Source organism: Armatimonadota bacterium, assembly GCA_031459855.1.
In the GTDB taxonomy this organism is placed as follows: Bacteria; Sysuimicrobiota; Sysuimicrobiia; order Sysuimicrobiales; family Humicultoraceae; genus Fervidifonticultor; species Fervidifonticultor primus.
On sequence record JAVKHP010000001.1, the window covers coordinates 2,925,110 to 2,939,712 of the forward strand.

A 14,603-nucleotide genomic window follows, 5' to 3' on the forward strand; every position below is an offset into this window, starting at 1 on the left:
CCGCGCCCCGAGGGGCTCAGGCTTCGGCGATGAGGCCGAACGAGGCCACGAACGCCAGCAGCAGGAAGAAGAACACGTAGAAGAGCAGGTACGCCAGCCAGACCCGCAGCGGGCGCTTCATGCCCCTCCCTCCTCCGCGGGCGCGCGCGCGGCCGCCGGACGTCGCGCCGGTCCCCCTGCGGCGGCGCCCGCGCCCAGCGCCTGCAGGCGCTCGACCATGGCTGCGACGTCGGCCAGGAACGCCTCGCGGTCGTGCAGCCCGTGGGCCAGCATCTGCAGGCGCTCGGCCGGCACCTTCCGCCGCGCCAGCCGCCGCTGCAGCTGGTCGATGCGCTCGCGCATCAGGTAGTTCCCTTCGCGGTTCAGGCAGTCCCCGTAGGGACACCCGACCACGAAGACGCCGTCGGCGCCCGCCTTGAGGGCGTCTTCCAGCCAGCCCGGGCGGATGAACCCCGAGCACGGGATGCGGATGAGCACCACCGACGGATACGCCAGCAACCGGCCGGCCCCATCGACCAGGTCGGCGGTCGCCACCGCCCAGTCGCACACGAAGCCCACGATCTTGGGCGCCGCGCCGCCGCGGACGGTCGCCGCCTGCGTGCTCATGCCCGCACCGCCTCCGCCACCGCCACCGCCTCCTGCACGCGGCGCGTCACGTCGGCCTCCAGCAGGCTCGGCAGCTCCAGGGCCTCGAAGGGGCATGCGCCGATGCAGATGCCGCACTCGACGCACCGCGAGTCGATCACCACCGCCAGCAGCTTCCGGCTGGCCGCCGCCCGCGACAGCCCGGGATGGGGCGAGGGCACCATCACGATGGCGTTGTACGGACAGTCGTAGTAGCACAGCTCGCAGCCCGTGCAGTTGCCGTCGATCACCTGCGCGACGCCCGCGTGCCGTACCCCCATCTCCTGCGGGGCCTCGCGCCCCAGGTACGGGATCACGAATCCCGCGCCCAGGGTGACCGCCACCAGCGCCACCACCAGGCCGGGCGGGAGCAGGCCCGCCAGCCAGAACGGCAGCAGGAAGAAGACGTCCAGCGGCATCGCCTCGGGCCGGGTCCCGGGCTGCGCGGGCGCGCCGCTGACCGCCGGGATCACCGCGGCGAGCAGGGTCACCAGCCCCAGGCTGACCAGCACCCAGGTGGCGGGCGGCCACACCTTGGGGTGCCGCAGGCGCACGTAGTGCCACCACAGCAGCACGTAGAGCAACGACGCCGGGCCCACGTGCAGCAGCAGGATGCGGGGCAGCGTGCCCTCCGACAGCCCGCGACCGCCCAGCAGCAGACTGGCCAGCCAGTCGCCCACCGCCGGGATGGCCCGCAGCATGTCGTCGAACAGCCCCAGCACCGCCAGGGCCCGCTCGTCCCACACCAGGATGTACCCGGTGGCGCCCACGAACCCGCCGAAGATCAACAGGAACATGCCCGAGATCCACGGGGAGTCGCGCGAGAACAGGTACCGGTCGGTGAACCAGTTGCGGAACAGGTGCAGCAGGGCCGCCACGATGAAGGCGTCGGCCGCGTACCGGTGGATGCCCCGGATCAGCCCGCCGTAGGGGACCTGCTCGGTGAGGTAGGCCACCGAGGGGTGGGCGCCGGTCAGGCTCGGCACGTAGTAGAAGAAGATGAAGATGCCCGAGAGGACCAGGATGAACAGGAACAGGTTGGCGAGCCCGCCCGTGTAGTAGAGCGGGTTCCAGTCCGACGGGTAGACGCGGTTGATGGCCACGTCCAGCCGGAGGGTGAAGCGTTGGAGGGCGGTCAGGGCTTTCCGGTACACAGTGGCCCCCTTACGGCACGGGCTTGACCCAGCGCCCGCGCAGGTCGTCTTCCGCCTCGGCGCGCCGCGGCCCGATCGTCCCCAGCTTGCGCAGCAGCAGCAGGATCAGCCCGTAGACGACGAAGAGCACGCCCAACGCGGCCCCGCCCAGCTGCCAGAACACCCGACGGTCGGGGCTGCCCATGGCCTCGCCGAGCACGATCAGGATCGCGCACGCCACGCCGATGGCGGCGAGGCCGACGATCCCCGTGGCGTACCTGCGGTGCTCCTCGGTCACGATACGTCAGCTCCTCCCGACGGGCGGCCCGCCCGGCGGTCCAGCCACCGGTCGAACAGCGGCATGGGCCGCCGGGTGCGTCCCGCCGCCCGGTCGGCGGCGTAGATGACGAACGCCAGGTAGCCCAAACTGATCCAGAAGGCGGCCATCCAGGCCAGCGCCGCCCCGGGCCCGTAGAGCCGGTGCCCCTCGAGCGCCGCCCGCACGCCCTGCCACAGGCGTGAGAAGCTCTCCACCGCCACGGCGAACGCCACCACCGACCCCAGCAGCCGGCCCACGGCCCCTAGTGCGCCGCCGCGCGCGCGGGCGCCGGCGGCGCCGCCTGCGCCTGGGCTGCGGCGCGCGCCTGCCGCCGCCGGTAGCGGATCTCCCAGACGAAGGCCAGGGAGAGCACGACGGTGGTGACGAGCAGCACCAGCGGCGGCTCGCGCTCGATCACGGCGATGTTGAACAGGATGAGCGCTGTGAAGACCAGGAAGTAGATCAGGGCCAGCAGCCCCACGACGAAGAAGAACGGGCGCTCCAGGGGCCGCCGGCCCTTGCTGCGGTCGAGGAACGGTACCAGCATGCCGAAGCCAATGAGCAGGCCCGGGCCCAGCCCGGCCCACAGCGGCGGCGTGTACTTCACGTACTGGTAGAGCGCCAGGAAGTACCAGTCGGAGAGGATCGGCAGGGGCGTCCGGTTCGGGTCGGCGCGGCGGCCCAGCTCCGCGGGCAGCGCCCACGAGATGTACACCAGCATGGCCGAGAACACCAGGATGGGGAAGAGCGACATGTTCAGGCGCTGACGCCGCGTGCGGTAGTAGAAGACCTCGATGACGATGAGCAGCACCAGCGAGATGCCGAAGTGCAGGGCGTAGAAGCGCGTCAGGGTGGCGGCGCCGATGGCCGGCCCGCCCAGGAACAGGTAGGCGATCATGGAGCCGAGGTTGAACCGCTCGCCGATGACCGGGATCTTGGCGGTGAGCTCGTCGAAGTACACCGGCACCGTGAGCACCGTCTTGGCCGCCCAGAACGCCCGCTGGTTCCAGATGAGCAGGTAGCCGGTGATCCCCGAGATCATGGCCAGGACCAACCCGGCGAACCCCCACATCCAGCTCAGCTCGCCGGGGCGCTTGTACTCCCCCAGGAAGTACATGCGGTAGATGCGCAGGATGATGCAGAGGATCACGCCGTCGGCCGCGTACTTGTGCACGCCGCGGATCAGCCATCCCAGCGGCACCGCGTGCTGGATGTGCAGGATGGAGTTGTACGCGCCCTCGGGGGTGGGCTCGTACCAGAACATGAGCAGGATCCCGCTGACCACCGTAACGAGCCAGAAGTAGTAGAGCATCGGCCCCAGCAGGTAGAAGGGGTTGGCCTGCCGGGTGACCAGCGTCTCGTCGAACAGGTCCAGCCGGCTGCGACGGTCCCGGTACCACTCACGCAGGTTGTCCCAGACCCTGGCCATCGGTCCTCGTCACGGTGGTGCGGATTGAGGCTACGCGATCCCGCCCGGCTCGACGCGCCGCACCAGCACCCGGTCGCCTTCGATGGTGTAGAAGAACGTGCGCGGCGGCCGCGGGGCCGGGCCGGAGAGCACCCGGCCCGGCATCTCGGGGTCGGCCGGGTCGTAGATGCTGAGGTGGCACGGGCAGCCCATGAGCGCGTGCTGGCGCTCCCTGGGCGGCACGTAGCCGCCGTAGCCGGCGGTGATCTCGCGCCAGTCCTGCACGAAGTTGTAGATGCAGCCCAGGTGCGGGCAGATCCGCGAGAACACGATGATCTCGCTCTCGGTGAACTGCGGCGTCTCACCCGTGGCGCGCACCCAGTCCCACGGCATGCGGATCTTGGCCGGCAGGCGGATCGCCACGCCGGGGACCGAGGCGCTGCGGAACCCCTCGGGCGTGTACTGGGGGTACTTCTGAGTGTAGACGAAGTACTTGAAGTCCCAGGGCTTCTGCAACTCGGCCAGGGTGGCCGCCACGACCGGCTCGCCGGCCGGCGGGTCGTGCCTGGTGGGCTGCAGCACGTCGAAGGGGTCCACGTTGGGCTTGAGGAACCGCAGCAGCGGCGAGGCGAACGCCACGAGCCCCGCTGCCAGCGGCAGGGACGCCGCGGCGCGCAGGAAGCGCCGACGATCCATGGCACGGTCGTGCGCCATCAGCAGGTCACCGTCTCCAGCATACACAGCCGCCGTCCAGCCCGGGAAGTGGGATGGCGGCCGGACCCGCCGCGGGCCTCACGGCTGCTGTCCGCGCGGCGGTGCGTACTCGTACATGAACGTCCGCACGTAGTCCACCAGCGCCCAGATCTCGTCCTCCTCCAGCCGGCCCCGGTACCCGGGCATCAGGCCGCGCCCGTCGGCGATCCGCTGGAAGAGCTCGGTGGGCTTGCGGGCCGCCAGGAAGTTGGCGTCGGTGAAGATCCCGGCGCCGACCCCTTCGCGCCAGCCCCACACCCGCGCCGCCATCTCCTCGGACAGCCGGCCACCGCGCCCGTCCCCGGCGGGACCGTGGCAGTCGGCGCAGGTGGCGGTGCGGCCCCCGCCGATCTCCAGCGCCCGCGTCTGGTAGATCTCGCGGCCGCGCGCGATCGCCTGCGGCGTGGTGGAGAACGTCCAGGCGTAGAAGAGCACGTCCCAGATCTGCTCGTCGGTGAGGGTCGCCGGCCCCTTGTTGGCCCCGTAGGCCGGTTTCCGCCCGAAGGCCGGCATGGCCGTGTGGGGCCTGCCGAGCTTGATCGTCTCGAAGAGCACCCACGGGGCGTTCAGGCGCATGGCGATCTGGTTGTGGAAGTTGGCGGGCCGGGACGGGATCTTCTCACCGCGAATCTGGATGCCCCACAGCGCGAAGAAGTCGGTGAGCGGGTTCTTGTGCGGCGAGGTGAGGCCGGCGGCCGCAGGCCCGTCGCCAAACCCCTCGTCTCCGTGGCAGACGGCGCAGACGCGCTCGAAGGTGGCCCGCCCGCGCGCGGCCGACGGCTTGAACGCCGGCTTGCCCTCCACCAGCGGCCGCAGCACCGGCTGCTGCCCCAAGCCAGCACCGACCGTCGCCGCCTCGCCGCGTACGCGCACGGTGGGCTGGCATCCGGCAGCGACCACGGCGACGGCGACGATCGCGGGGAGCACGCGCAGCGCGGTCGTCAGCGAGCGAACAGGTGTCATCGTCAACGGCAGGAACGATTCCACGCCCCCGGGGCAACTCCTCCCCGGCGCGCGAGGACGTCCGGGCGCCTGTCGTCAGGTCTGCCGCCGTAACGCCCACGTCAGGCCCACCAGGAGCACGCCCGCCAGCGCCGCCGCCGCTGCAGGCGCGGGCCATCGCCGCAGCGGCGGCACGCCCACCACGCGCAACGCGAGGTCGCCCGGGGGCACCGCCCTGGCCCAGGCCCGCGTGTACCGGCCACCATCCATGTCGACGTCGGGTGCCGGCCGGAACTGCGGCGAGCGCACCTCGGCCGGGGCGGTGACGAACACCACTGCCCGATCGACCGGCAGCCGCACCCGGCGATCCAGGGACACCGTGCCGGCGCCCGCCACCGCGTAGCTGAACGACAGCTGGTGAGCGCCCGGGCGCACGACGAGTCGGTCCCGGATCTCGCCGGATGCGGTGCGCGGCCGGTCGAAGCCGGCATGATACGCGACGTACCGGGCCGTCGGCGGCAGGGGCACGGCGACGTCGCCCAGGAACGTACGGGTGGTGGCGTTGCGCAGGTGCACCACCTCCGAGACCCGCACGTAGCCGGCGTGCACCTCGACCGCCACCCCAAGCAACGCCACGCGCAGCGGCACGTCGGGCGCCGCGTCGTACACCGTGAGGGCCACGTGGACCGGACCACCGGCCACGACCGCGTGGACCGCGTACGGTACTCCCTGATGGTTTGCCTGGATCAGGTAGCGGCCGTCGGGCAGCCCGCGAAACGCGAAGCGGCCGGCGGCGTCGGTGCGCGCGTCGGACGTGGGCTGAGCCCCCGTGCTGCCGATGGACACCAGGGTGACTTCCTGCCCGGCGGCCGGCCGGCCGCTCGTGCCGTTGCGCACGATCCCGGTGACCGCCCCGGCGCCGCCATCGACCGCGGACGACGTCGCGAGCACGGTCCCACGCACCGTCGCCGGCCAGACCGGCCCGGTCCAGACCGCGAGTATCATCCCGACCGCAGCGATCGCCGTGGCCGCGGCGCGCGCCGGCTGCGACGGCCGCCACCTGGACCTGTGTGCGCGCCCCGGCGCCGCGGGCGCACCGGTCTCGCATGCCTGGCGGACCCACGGTCGGGCGCCTGTCACGGTACGGCCTCCTCGCGCCGCGACGCCCCGTCCAGCTGCCGCAGCCGTGCGCCGTCCTCCTCCAGCGCCGCGGGCGGCGCGAGGTCGTCGGCATCGCTCGACGTGACGGGCCGGTCGAGCTCGCGCTCGGCGAGGGCGCGCAGCGTGGGCGCGTCGGCCTGGCCGGCGCGCGCGTCGTCGACTGCCCGCGTCCTGCGGCGCGCAACGGGCGCCAGGAGGTACCACGCGAGCGCTGCGGCCACCAGGAACACGAGCGCGTCGGGCAGGCCGATGCCGCTCACGGCGCCCCTACCGCGGGCGATGGGGCCGGCTCGCCCACCGGGAGCACGCGCGCCTGCCGGCGCCGCTCTGGCAGCGCCGCCAGCAGCGCGCCGGCGGCCAGCACCGCCCCGCCGGCCCACAGCCACGATACCAGCGGGTGGATCAGCACCCGCAGCGTGGCCCGACCGTCCGGCGTCCAGTCGGCCAGGATCGCGTAGAGATCCTCGCGCGGCGAGGACCTGATCGCCACCTCGTGCATCGGCTGCTCCTGCGCCCGGTAGAACAGCCGGCGGGGACGCAGGACGCCCAGGTCCCGGGCGCCCCGCCACACCCGCACCTCCGCTTCCACCACGTCGATCCCAGGGCGCTGCGCGCCAGCCAGCCCCCGAAACTCGAAGAGATATGCACCGAGCTGAAACCGTTCGCCGGGAGCCACCGTGGCCTGTTGCTGCGTGGCGAAGGCGCTGCTGCCCGCGATGCCCGCCAGCATGAGCACGACGCCGAGGTGGGCAGCGTAGCCGCCGTACCGACGGCGGTTGTGCCAGAGCAGCTGCCCCAGCGCGGTGAGCACAGGCTCGCCGCGGGCGGCACGTACCCGCACGCCGCGGACGAGCTCCAGCCCGATCGTCGCCAGGACGAACAGCGCCAGGACGAAGACCCCCAGCGCCACCGGGGCCCGGACGCCCGCCGCGGCGAGGATCCCGCCGCCGGCGGCGGCGACGGCCGCCGGCCAGGCGAAGGTCCGCACCAGCTGTTCACGGGAGGCGCGTCGCCAGGGCAGGAGCGGCCCGATGGCCATGAGCAGCAGCAGGGCCAGCGCGATGGGCGTCAGCACGCGGTTGAAGTACGGTGGGCCCACCGTACTCCGCACGCCCTCCAGGGCTTCCGTCACGGCCGGGAAGACCGTGCCCACGAAGACCACGGCGGTCGCGGCCACCAGCAGCAGGTTGTTGGCCAGGAAGGCCGTCTCGCGGCTGAGCACGGCCTCGATGGTCGCCGGGCGGCGCAGCTGATCCCACCGCCAGGCCAGCAGGCCGAAGCCGGCCAGCAGGACCACCGCCAGGAAGCCCAGGAACGCGGGGCCGACGGCCGACAGCGCGAACGCGTGCACCGACGCGATCACGCCGCTGCGCACCAGGAACGTGCCAAACAGCGTCAACGCGAAGGCCAGGATGACCAGCGCGACGTTCCACGTGGCCAGCAGCCCGCGCCGCTCCTGCACCTGGATCGAGTGGAGGAACGCCGTGGCCACCAGCCACGGCATGAGCGCCGCGTTCTCCACCGGATCCCATGCCCAGTAGCCGCCCCAGCCCAGCACCACGTACGACCACTTGGCGCCAAACAGCAGCCCCAGCGAGAGGAAGATCCAGCCCACCAGCACCCAGCGGCGCGCCAGCACCACCCACGTGTCGTCCAGACGGCCGGTGACCAGCGCGGCGACCACGATGGCGAACGGCACGGTCATGCCCACGAACCCCAGGTAGAGCGTCGGGGGGTGCGCGGCCATCCACGGGTTGCGCAACAGCGGGTTCAGCCCCTGCCCGTCGGGCGGCGGGGGCACCAGGCGCGCGAACGGGTCGCTGGCCCACGCCAGCATCCCCGAGAAGAACAGCGCCACGGCCAGGAGCACCACGGTCGCCGGCGCTTGCAGCGCCGGATGCGCGCGCAGCGCGCGCACGCCGGCCACCAGGTAGCCGGCCAGCACGAGGGCCCACAGCAGGAGGGCACCGTCGTGGCCGCCCCAGAACGCGGTGATCGTGTAGAACAGCGGCTGGGTCGACTCGCTGGCCACCGCGACGAACCGCACCGAGAAGTCACGCTGCACGAGCGCCGTCCACAGGGCTGCCGCGGCCAGCGCCACGAGCAGCGCCCACGCCACCGCCGCGCGGCGCCCGGCTTCCAGCAGCCCCTCGTGCCGCCGCCGGATGCCCAGGACGGTGACGAGGATGCCGTAGGCCGCGGTGACCACAGCGGCCAGCACGGCGAACCGGCCGATCTCACCCGCCACGTCCGCTCCACCCTGCTCCCGAACGCCCGCGCGATGCCAGGGCGTGGTCGAGGCGCTCCAGTTCACCGACCAGTCGCCAGAGCGCGATGCCCACGACGAGCCAGCCAACCCCCAACAGCAGTACGAGGCTCACCGCGCTCACGAGCGCTCTCTGGCCCCCCGCGCGTCCTGCGGCGTGCTCTCGATGCGGGCACGCGCGCGCTGTCCGCCGGGTGCACACCATCGCCTGCTGCCGCGCACCGGCCGTGACCCGCTGACCCCCGATGGCGCGTGCCGTCCGGCCATCGCCCTAGCGCTCCGGGTACCGCTCCCTGTACTCGGTCGGGTGCGTCGAGATCACCTGCGTCGCCTGGAAGATCCGCCCCTCGACCAGACGCCCTTCGACGAGCACCTGCCGGCCCTCGGCGAACAGGTCCGGGAGCACCCCGGCAAAGGTCACGCGGTAGGCGGTGGTGCCATCGGTCAGCGTGAACTGGACCTGCCCCGCGCTCCTGGCCACGGATCCCGGCTGCACGGTCCCGGCCAGCCGCACCCGCGCCCGGTGGAGGTCGGGACGGCCGGCGAACTCACCGGGCGTCAGGTAGTACACGGTGGCCGAGCGCACCCCCTGGTAGGCAGCCAGGGCCAGCGCGGCCACGACCAGCGCTCCGGCGACCGCGAGTTTCCGCCTGGGACTCATGGGGATCACCGCTCGCGTGCGTCGCGGAGCACCGGCACGCCCTCGTTGGCTGACGGACGCGACGCGTCGACCAGTTCACGCACGAGGCGCTGCCGGGCGAACAGCGTCAGCACGTAGCAGCCCACCCCGACGACCACCGCCAGGTAGGCCAGCACCACGAAGATCATCCGCGGCCTCCCGGCGCCGGCACGCCGCGCACCGCCGCGCTGCCCACCGGCGGTTGTGGCCTCTGCAGCGCCAGCATCCTGCCGACGCCCGGCGCTCCCCGGGGCGACCCTGTCGTCGCGGCTGCCACCACGGGCTCCTCCCCCATCACCCTGCGGACTCCAGGGCCTCGACGGCGGCCGCCAGCGCCCGCTCCTGCCGGACCCGCACGCGCAGCAGCGCCGCCGCCAGCACGAGGAAGGCCACGGTGTTGGCCACGAGCGGCGCCAGCATGCTCGCAGGCAGCGCTGGCCCCTCGGGACGGAACACGGTGGCCTGGGGATGGAGCGTGCGCAGCCAGACCACCGACCAGTGGATGAGCGGCACGTCCAGCAGCCCCACGATGCCGAGCACGGCGGCGGCCCGCGCGCCGCGCTCGCCCGGCGCCCACGCCCGCAGCGCCAGGTAGCCGACGTAGACGAACCAGAGGACGAGCGTGGTCGTCAGGCGCGCGTCCCACGTCCACCACACCCCCCACACCGGTCGGCCCCACAGCGCGCCCGTCACCAACGTCAGCGTGATGAACAGCACGGCGAGTTCCGCGGCCGCCAGGGCCAGCCGGTCCCAGGCGGGGTCGCGCCGACGCAGGAAGAGGCCGCTGGCCAGCCCCACCACGCCCAGGGCCAGGTAGGCGACGAGCACGCTGGGCACGTGCACGTACATGATGCGCTGCGGAACACCCTGGATCGCTTCCTCGGGCGCCAGCAGGAGCGCCGAGGCCGCGCCCACCAGGACCAGTGCCACGCCGAGGGTCAGCAGCAGCCGCACACGCGCGCTCCCGGCTGGACGGGCACGGTCATTCCTCGACGAGGTGATCGAACAACAGCACGCTGGCTGCGCCAACGAGCATAGCAAAGGCCCCCAGCACCTGCAATTGCGGTGCCACCGCCGCCAGCGGCGCGCCCTCGAGGAGCTCCGCCGTCGCCGCGGTGGCGGCCGCAAGCACCGGCACGGCCACGGGCAGCAGCAACACCGGCAGCAGCGCCTCGCGCACCCGGGCCAGCGTCACCAGCCCGCCGAACAGCGCGCCCGCCGCGGCCAGCCCGGCGCCGCCTGTGACCAGCACCGGCGCCAGCCGCCACGCGTGCCGCCCCACCGCCTCGCTGGAGAGCACGGCGAACGCCGGCACCGACACCACCTGCACCACCGTGAGCGCGGCCCAGCTGGCGAGAGCCTTGGCCAGCACCACGACGCCGGCGTCCACCGGCGCCAGGCGCAGGGCCAGCAGCTGATCCCGCTCCACCGCGAACAGGCGCGCAAAACCCAGCGCGGCGGCAAACGTGTACGTCACCCACATGGCTGCGGCCGCCGCCCGCGGCGCGCTCCCCAGCCCGGACAGCACCACCACCAGCAGCAACGCCAGCAGGGCCATGGCCCCGGTGAGCTCGCGCGTCCGCCACTCCACGCGCAGGTCCTTCGCCACGAGCAGCCAGAGCTCTCTCACGCCAGCGCCTCCCGGAACCACGCCGCGAGCGCGGCGTCGTCCAGTGCCGCCGCGGGCTCGACCACCGCCACCCGGCCTCCCCGCAGCACCGCCGCCCGGTCGGCCAGGGCGCGCGCCTGCGCGGGATCGTGGGTGGCGAAGATCACCGTGCGGCTCGCGCCGATCGCGCGCAGCGTCGCCGCCAGGCGCGCCGCCGCCTCCAGGTCGAGGCCGGTGAACGGCTCGTCCAGCAGCAACAGCACCGGATCGTGCAGCAGCGCCCGCGCCAGGTCCACCTGCTGGCGCTGTCCGCGGGAGAGCACGCGGGCCCGCCGCGTGCGCAGGGCACCCAGGCCCAACGCCTCCAGCACCTCGGCCGCCCGCGCCGACGGCAGCCCGTAGAGCCCCGCGAAGAAGCGCAGGTTCTCTTCCACGGTGAGGCCATCGTAGAGGAGCGACTCGTGCGGGACCAGCGCGAGCCGCCGCCGCACGCTGGCCGCGGGCGCGTCCGGGTCCCCGAACCAGACGACCGTGCCGCGGGTGGGCCGCAGCACCGATGCGAGGATGCGCAGCAGGGTGGACTTGCCCGCGCCGTTGGCGCCCAGCACCGCCACCGTCTCGCCGGTCCGCACGCGCAGGTCCACCCCGCGCAGGACGGGGCGGTGGTCGAACGCCCTGGCCACGCCTGCGGCCTCCACCGCGTAGGCCGGGCCGTGCGCCCTCACACGCGCCTCAGCCGCGGGTGGGGCCGGCGGCGTCGGTCTCCAGCAGGTCCACCAGGCGTTCCACGGCCTCCACGGGGAAGAGCACGAACGGGTAGGTCCGCGCCGTGGTGACCTCCGCATCCCGGGCGAGACGGTCGAGCCGCCGCAGCGCGTCCTGCACGGCGGCCACGCGGTCGGCCACCTGCACCTGCAGGATCGTGTTGATCTCGCGGATGCGCGCCGTGGCCTGCCGCCGCTCGCGCCGTGTGCGTGCCTCGCCACGGTCCAGCCGACGGATCAGCGCCCACTTCTCCTCCACCAACGCGCGGTGCGGCCCGTCGTGCGCGGGGAGGAAGCGGTCGGGGTTGTGCCGCAGGTCGAGCAGCAGCCGGTGCAACCTGCGCCGCTCGTCGGCCGCCTGCCCGGCGTCGGCGAACGGCAACCAGAGCGTGGCGGTCACCGTCGCGTACGGCGGGGGCGCGATGCCGAAGAAGGCGCGCGCGATCGCGTCGGTGGCCCGGTCGTAGCGCCCGCCCCCCAGCCCGTGGACGAACAGATCCGCCACGCCCAGCCGCACGAAGGCGGTGAGCGTCATCGCGCGGGGCCGGATGGGCAGCGCGGCGAACGCCGCGTCGTCGGGGTCGTCGGGGATCCGGCCGACCGGGACGTCGCCCGCCAGCAGGCGGCCCGTGGCCACCTCCACCAGCAGCGGCCGGCGCCGGCCCTCCTGCACGATCCAGAACGGCGTCTCGACCCTGCGGTCGTCGACCAGCAGGTCGGGAAACGGCTGCGCCGTCGTCCGCACCCCGTAGTGCTCGCGATACGCGGCCAGCTGCGCGTTGTGCACCTGTGCGAAGCGCCGCGCCTCGCGCACGATGGCCCAGCAGAACCGGCGGAAGGCCCCGGTCCGGTGCAGATGGGACACGGGCAGGTCGACGTAGGGCCGCGGGCCTTCCAGCGTGCGGCGTGCCCAGGTCACCGCACCGGCCAGCCCGCCGCTCGCTGGCGGCGGCGGGAGCGCCCGCGCCCGCTCCCAGCCGGCCAGCACCTCGGGCGCGTCGAGCGTCCGCACCCGGTCATCGATCTCGGCCAGGAAGGCGCGCCAGGCGTCCGGCGACGGCGCCGGCATCGCCTCGACCGGGACGTCGGGGTCTGCCCGGGCGAGCACCACCTGGGTGCGCACCAGTCGCCCGTCGGCCATCGCGGGCACGTCGGCGGCGACCACCTCGAGCGCGTCGGTGTCCACGACGCAGTGGAGGCCTACCCTGCCGGGGGGGACGAGCCGGCTCATGGCGAGCACCTTGATCCAGATGCCGGGGTGCACGAACACCGGCTGGTGCCCGGTGGCCAGGAGCAGGTCGGCCTCGGTCGCCGCGTCCGGGGAGCCGGCAGACGCCACCGCAACGCCCAGGCTGCGCGTGTAGGCCCACGCCAGGGCCAGCGTCTCGGCCCGGGCCTGCCGCCGCCACGCGTGCAGGGCCACCTCCCCGATGGGCACGGTCGCCGCGGCCAGCCGGTCGCGCGCGTCGCGGGCGAGGGCGAGCCACGCGCGAAACGGCGGTGCGGCCACCGCCGCCGGCGAGGTCGCCGGGATCTCCAGGTCGAGCGCCGGCCAGGACGCGGAGGTCGCCATCAGATCAGCCCGTCCCAGCGCGCCACGCCGATCACCTCGCGGCACGCGAAGGGTTCGCCGAACGGGCGGCCGATGAGCTGGCCGTAGTACGCGCACGCCGTGCGGATGGCGTCCAGGATCCAGCTGGTCCCGCGGGCGTCGTTGAACTGCGAGGCGTAGGCGGCCACGGCCGCCATCTTCGTGTCCATGTAGGGCGTGATGTCCACCACGAACGCCGGCTGCACGTGCAGCCGGTAGTGGGTGCTGAAGAAATGGTACACCCGGGCCGGGTAGTGCGGCTCGCCGCGCATGTCGGTCTTGGTCAGCTTCGCCCAGAAACGCGCCGCCTCGCCGATGGCGCATGCGGCCACGTGGTCGGGATGCGCGTCGACCCAGTAGGGCAGGCACAGCACGTCGGGCCGCACCTCGCGGATCACCTCGGCCAGCGCCCGCCGCGCCTCCAGCGTCGCTTCCAGCGCCCGGTTCGGAAAGTCCAGCGTGATACGGCGCACGCCCAGCACCCGGGCCGCCTCTGCCGCCTCCTGGGCCCGGCGCTCCGGGGTGCCCATGGGCGTGGGCTCGCCGTTGGTCAGGTCACAGATCACCACCTCGTGGCCCTGGACCCGGAGCAGGCCGATGGTGCCGCCCATGCCGATCTCCACGTCGTCGGGATGCGGCCCTACGGCGAGGACACGAGCCACCGGCGCACCTCCTGCTCGAGGACCCTGTGGTAGTACTGCCGGCGCACCTCGACGTCGTCGAGCCCGCCCCAGAACCGGCGGTGCGGGTTCTTGTAGATCCGCGGCACGGCCAGCTCCACCACGCGCAACCGGTGCGCCGCCGCCTGGATCCACACCTGCAGGGGCAGCCCGTAGGACGGCTCGTCGAGCTGGAAGAGGCGCAGGGCCGTGGCGCGGTAGGCCTTGAAGCCGCAGAACGCGTCGGTCAACGGGTAGCCGGTGAGCGCCCGCAGCCGCGCGGTCATCTCGGCGTTGAGCGCCCGCCGGTCCGGCGGTGGCGGGTCGCCGCCCGCCGCGGGGTCCAGGTACCGGCTCCCCGAGACGATGTCCGCGTCGGCCAGCGCCGCGAGGAACTGCGGGATCTGCCGCGGCTCGTGCTGGGCGTCGCAGTCGATGGTGACCACGGCCTCGTACCGCTGGGCCAGGGCGTAGGCGAACCCGTCGATCAGCGACTGCCCGTAGCCCTGGTTGCGCGGATGGCGCAGGACGGCCAGGTCGGGATGCGCCCGCAGGATCTCCGGCGACCGGTCGGTGGACCCGTCGTCCACCACCAGCACGTCCGCTTGCGGCGCCGCGGCGCGGACCTCCGCCAGTACCTGCGGCAGCGTGGCTTCCTCGTTGTACAGCGGCAGGACGATCAGCGTACGTCGCAT

18 protein-coding genes are annotated in these 14,603 nt (G+C 73.6%); all 18 read right to left on the minus strand.

Annotated elements, in window-relative coordinates; translation table 11 throughout:
* Positions 1 to 117 precede the first annotated feature (117 nt).
* The 18 genes from QN157_13470 to QN157_13555 all read right to left on the minus strand — a co-directional run bounded on the left by QN157_13470 (position 118) and on the right by QN157_13555 (position 14,603).
* Complete coding sequence (locus QN157_13470; protein MDR7556600.1) at positions 118 to 606, minus strand: hydrogenase iron-sulfur subunit; 489 nt, start codon at positions 604 to 606, stop codon at positions 118 to 120.
* On the minus strand, positions 603 to 1,778 hold the full coding sequence (locus QN157_13475; GenBank protein ID MDR7556601.1) for a cytochrome b N-terminal domain-containing protein: 1,176 nt from the start codon (positions 1,776 to 1,778) through the stop codon (positions 603 to 605). Before QN157_13475 ends, QN157_13470 begins: the two co-directional genes overlap by 4 nt.
* A 10-nt stretch (positions 1,779 to 1,788) precedes the next feature.
* The gene (locus tag QN157_13480) at positions 1,789 to 2,055 is read right to left on the minus strand and encodes a hypothetical protein (GenBank protein MDR7556602.1); all 267 of its coding nucleotides are present in this window, start codon (positions 2,053 to 2,055) and stop codon (positions 1,789 to 1,791) included.
* Entirely contained in the window at positions 2,052 to 2,333 is a 282-nt protein-coding gene (locus QN157_13485; protein ID MDR7556603.1) for a hypothetical protein, read from the minus strand. The genes QN157_13480 and QN157_13485 overlap by 4 nt, the downstream gene beginning before the upstream one ends.
* 5 nt (positions 2,334 to 2,338) lie before the next feature.
* Positions 2,339 to 3,505: a cytochrome b N-terminal domain-containing protein gene (locus QN157_13490; protein ID MDR7556604.1), complete on the minus strand. Its 1,167-nt coding sequence runs from the start codon at positions 3,503 to 3,505 to the stop codon at positions 2,339 to 2,341.
* A 30-nt stretch (positions 3,506 to 3,535) separates the two neighbouring features.
* Positions 3,536 to 4,198, minus strand: coding sequence for a ubiquinol-cytochrome c reductase iron-sulfur subunit (locus QN157_13495; GenBank protein ID MDR7556605.1), 663 nt, complete (start codon positions 4,196 to 4,198; stop codon positions 3,536 to 3,538).
* 78 nt (positions 4,199 to 4,276) lie between these two features.
* The gene (locus QN157_13500; protein ID MDR7556606.1) at positions 4,277 to 5,224 is read right to left on the minus strand and encodes a c-type cytochrome; all 948 of its coding nucleotides are present in this window, start codon (positions 5,222 to 5,224) and stop codon (positions 4,277 to 4,279) included.
* 51 nt (positions 5,225 to 5,275) lie between these two features.
* Complete coding sequence (locus QN157_13505) at positions 5,276 to 6,184, minus strand: carboxypeptidase-like regulatory domain-containing protein (protein ID MDR7556607.1); 909 nt, start codon at positions 6,182 to 6,184, stop codon at positions 5,276 to 5,278.
* Positions 6,185 to 6,315: 131 nt separating this feature from the next.
* Positions 6,316 to 6,600, minus strand: a complete 285-nt coding sequence (locus QN157_13510) for a hypothetical protein (GenBank protein ID MDR7556608.1) — start codon at positions 6,598 to 6,600, stop codon at positions 6,316 to 6,318.
* The gene (locus QN157_13515) at positions 6,597 to 8,588 is read right to left on the minus strand and encodes a heme lyase CcmF/NrfE family subunit (GenBank protein ID MDR7556609.1); all 1,992 of its coding nucleotides are present in this window, start codon (positions 8,586 to 8,588) and stop codon (positions 6,597 to 6,599) included. The genes QN157_13510 and QN157_13515 overlap by 4 nt, the downstream gene beginning before the upstream one ends.
* A 289-nt stretch (positions 8,589 to 8,877) precedes the next feature.
* The gene (locus QN157_13520; GenBank protein MDR7556610.1) at positions 8,878 to 9,267 is read right to left on the minus strand and encodes a cytochrome c maturation protein CcmE; all 390 of its coding nucleotides are present in this window, start codon (positions 9,265 to 9,267) and stop codon (positions 8,878 to 8,880) included.
* Positions 9,268 to 9,272: 5 nt separating this feature from the next.
* The gene (locus QN157_13525) at positions 9,273 to 9,434 is read right to left on the minus strand and encodes a hypothetical protein (protein ID MDR7556611.1); all 162 of its coding nucleotides are present in this window, start codon (positions 9,432 to 9,434) and stop codon (positions 9,273 to 9,275) included.
* Between the two features lie 145 nt (positions 9,435 to 9,579).
* On the minus strand, positions 9,580 to 10,239 hold the full coding sequence (gene ccsA, locus QN157_13530) for a cytochrome c biogenesis protein CcsA (protein MDR7556612.1): 660 nt from the start codon (positions 10,237 to 10,239) through the stop codon (positions 9,580 to 9,582).
* Positions 10,240 to 10,267: 28 nt separating this feature from the next.
* Positions 10,268 to 10,915, minus strand: a complete 648-nt coding sequence (locus QN157_13535) for a heme exporter protein CcmB (GenBank protein MDR7556613.1) — start codon at positions 10,913 to 10,915, stop codon at positions 10,268 to 10,270.
* Positions 10,912 to 11,619, minus strand: coding sequence for an ABC transporter ATP-binding protein (locus QN157_13540; protein MDR7556614.1), 708 nt, complete (start codon positions 11,617 to 11,619; stop codon positions 10,912 to 10,914). Before QN157_13540 ends, QN157_13535 begins: the two co-directional genes overlap by 4 nt.
* Before the next feature lie 7 nt (positions 11,620 to 11,626).
* Entirely contained in the window at positions 11,627 to 13,231 is a 1,605-nt protein-coding gene (locus QN157_13545; GenBank protein ID MDR7556615.1) for a hypothetical protein, read from the minus strand.
* The gene (gene bshB1, locus QN157_13550; GenBank protein ID MDR7556616.1) at positions 13,231 to 13,911 is read right to left on the minus strand and encodes a bacillithiol biosynthesis deacetylase BshB1; all 681 of its coding nucleotides are present in this window, start codon (positions 13,909 to 13,911) and stop codon (positions 13,231 to 13,233) included. Before bshB1 ends, QN157_13545 begins: the two co-directional genes overlap by 1 nt.
* Positions 13,890 to 14,603: a glycosyltransferase family 2 protein gene (locus tag QN157_13555; GenBank protein MDR7556617.1), complete on the minus strand. Its 714-nt coding sequence runs from the start codon at positions 14,601 to 14,603 to the stop codon at positions 13,890 to 13,892. The genes bshB1 and QN157_13555 overlap by 22 nt, the downstream gene beginning before the upstream one ends.

Coding starts and splice junctions, on each gene's coding strand:
- QN157_13495 (MDR7556605.1), bottom strand. CDS start 4,198: ATGGCGCACGACCGTGCCATGGATCGTCGGCGCTTCCTGCGCGCCGCG.
- QN157_13520 (MDR7556610.1), bottom strand. CDS start 9,267: ATGAGTCCCAGGCGGAAACTCGCGGTCGCCGGAGCGCTGGTCGTGGCC.
- QN157_13545 (MDR7556615.1), bottom strand. CDS start 13,231: ATGGCGACCTCCGCGTCCTGGCCGGCGCTCGACCTGGAGATCCCGGCG.
- QN157_13525 (MDR7556611.1), bottom strand. CDS start 9,434: ATGATCTTCGTGGTGCTGGCCTACCTGGCGGTGGTCGTCGGGGTGGGC.
- QN157_13555 (MDR7556617.1), bottom strand. CDS start 14,603: ATGCGACGTACGCTGATCGTCCTGCCGCTGTACAACGAGGAAGCCACG.
- QN157_13470 (MDR7556600.1), bottom strand. CDS start 606: ATGAGCACGCAGGCGGCGACCGTCCGCGGCGGCGCGGCGCCCAAGATC.
- QN157_13505 (MDR7556607.1), bottom strand. CDS start 6,184: ATGATACTCGCGGTCTGGACCGGGCCGGTCTGGCCGGCGACGGTGCGT.
- QN157_13490 (MDR7556604.1), bottom strand. CDS start 3,505: ATGGCCAGGGTCTGGGACAACCTGCGTGAGTGGTACCGGGACCGTCGC.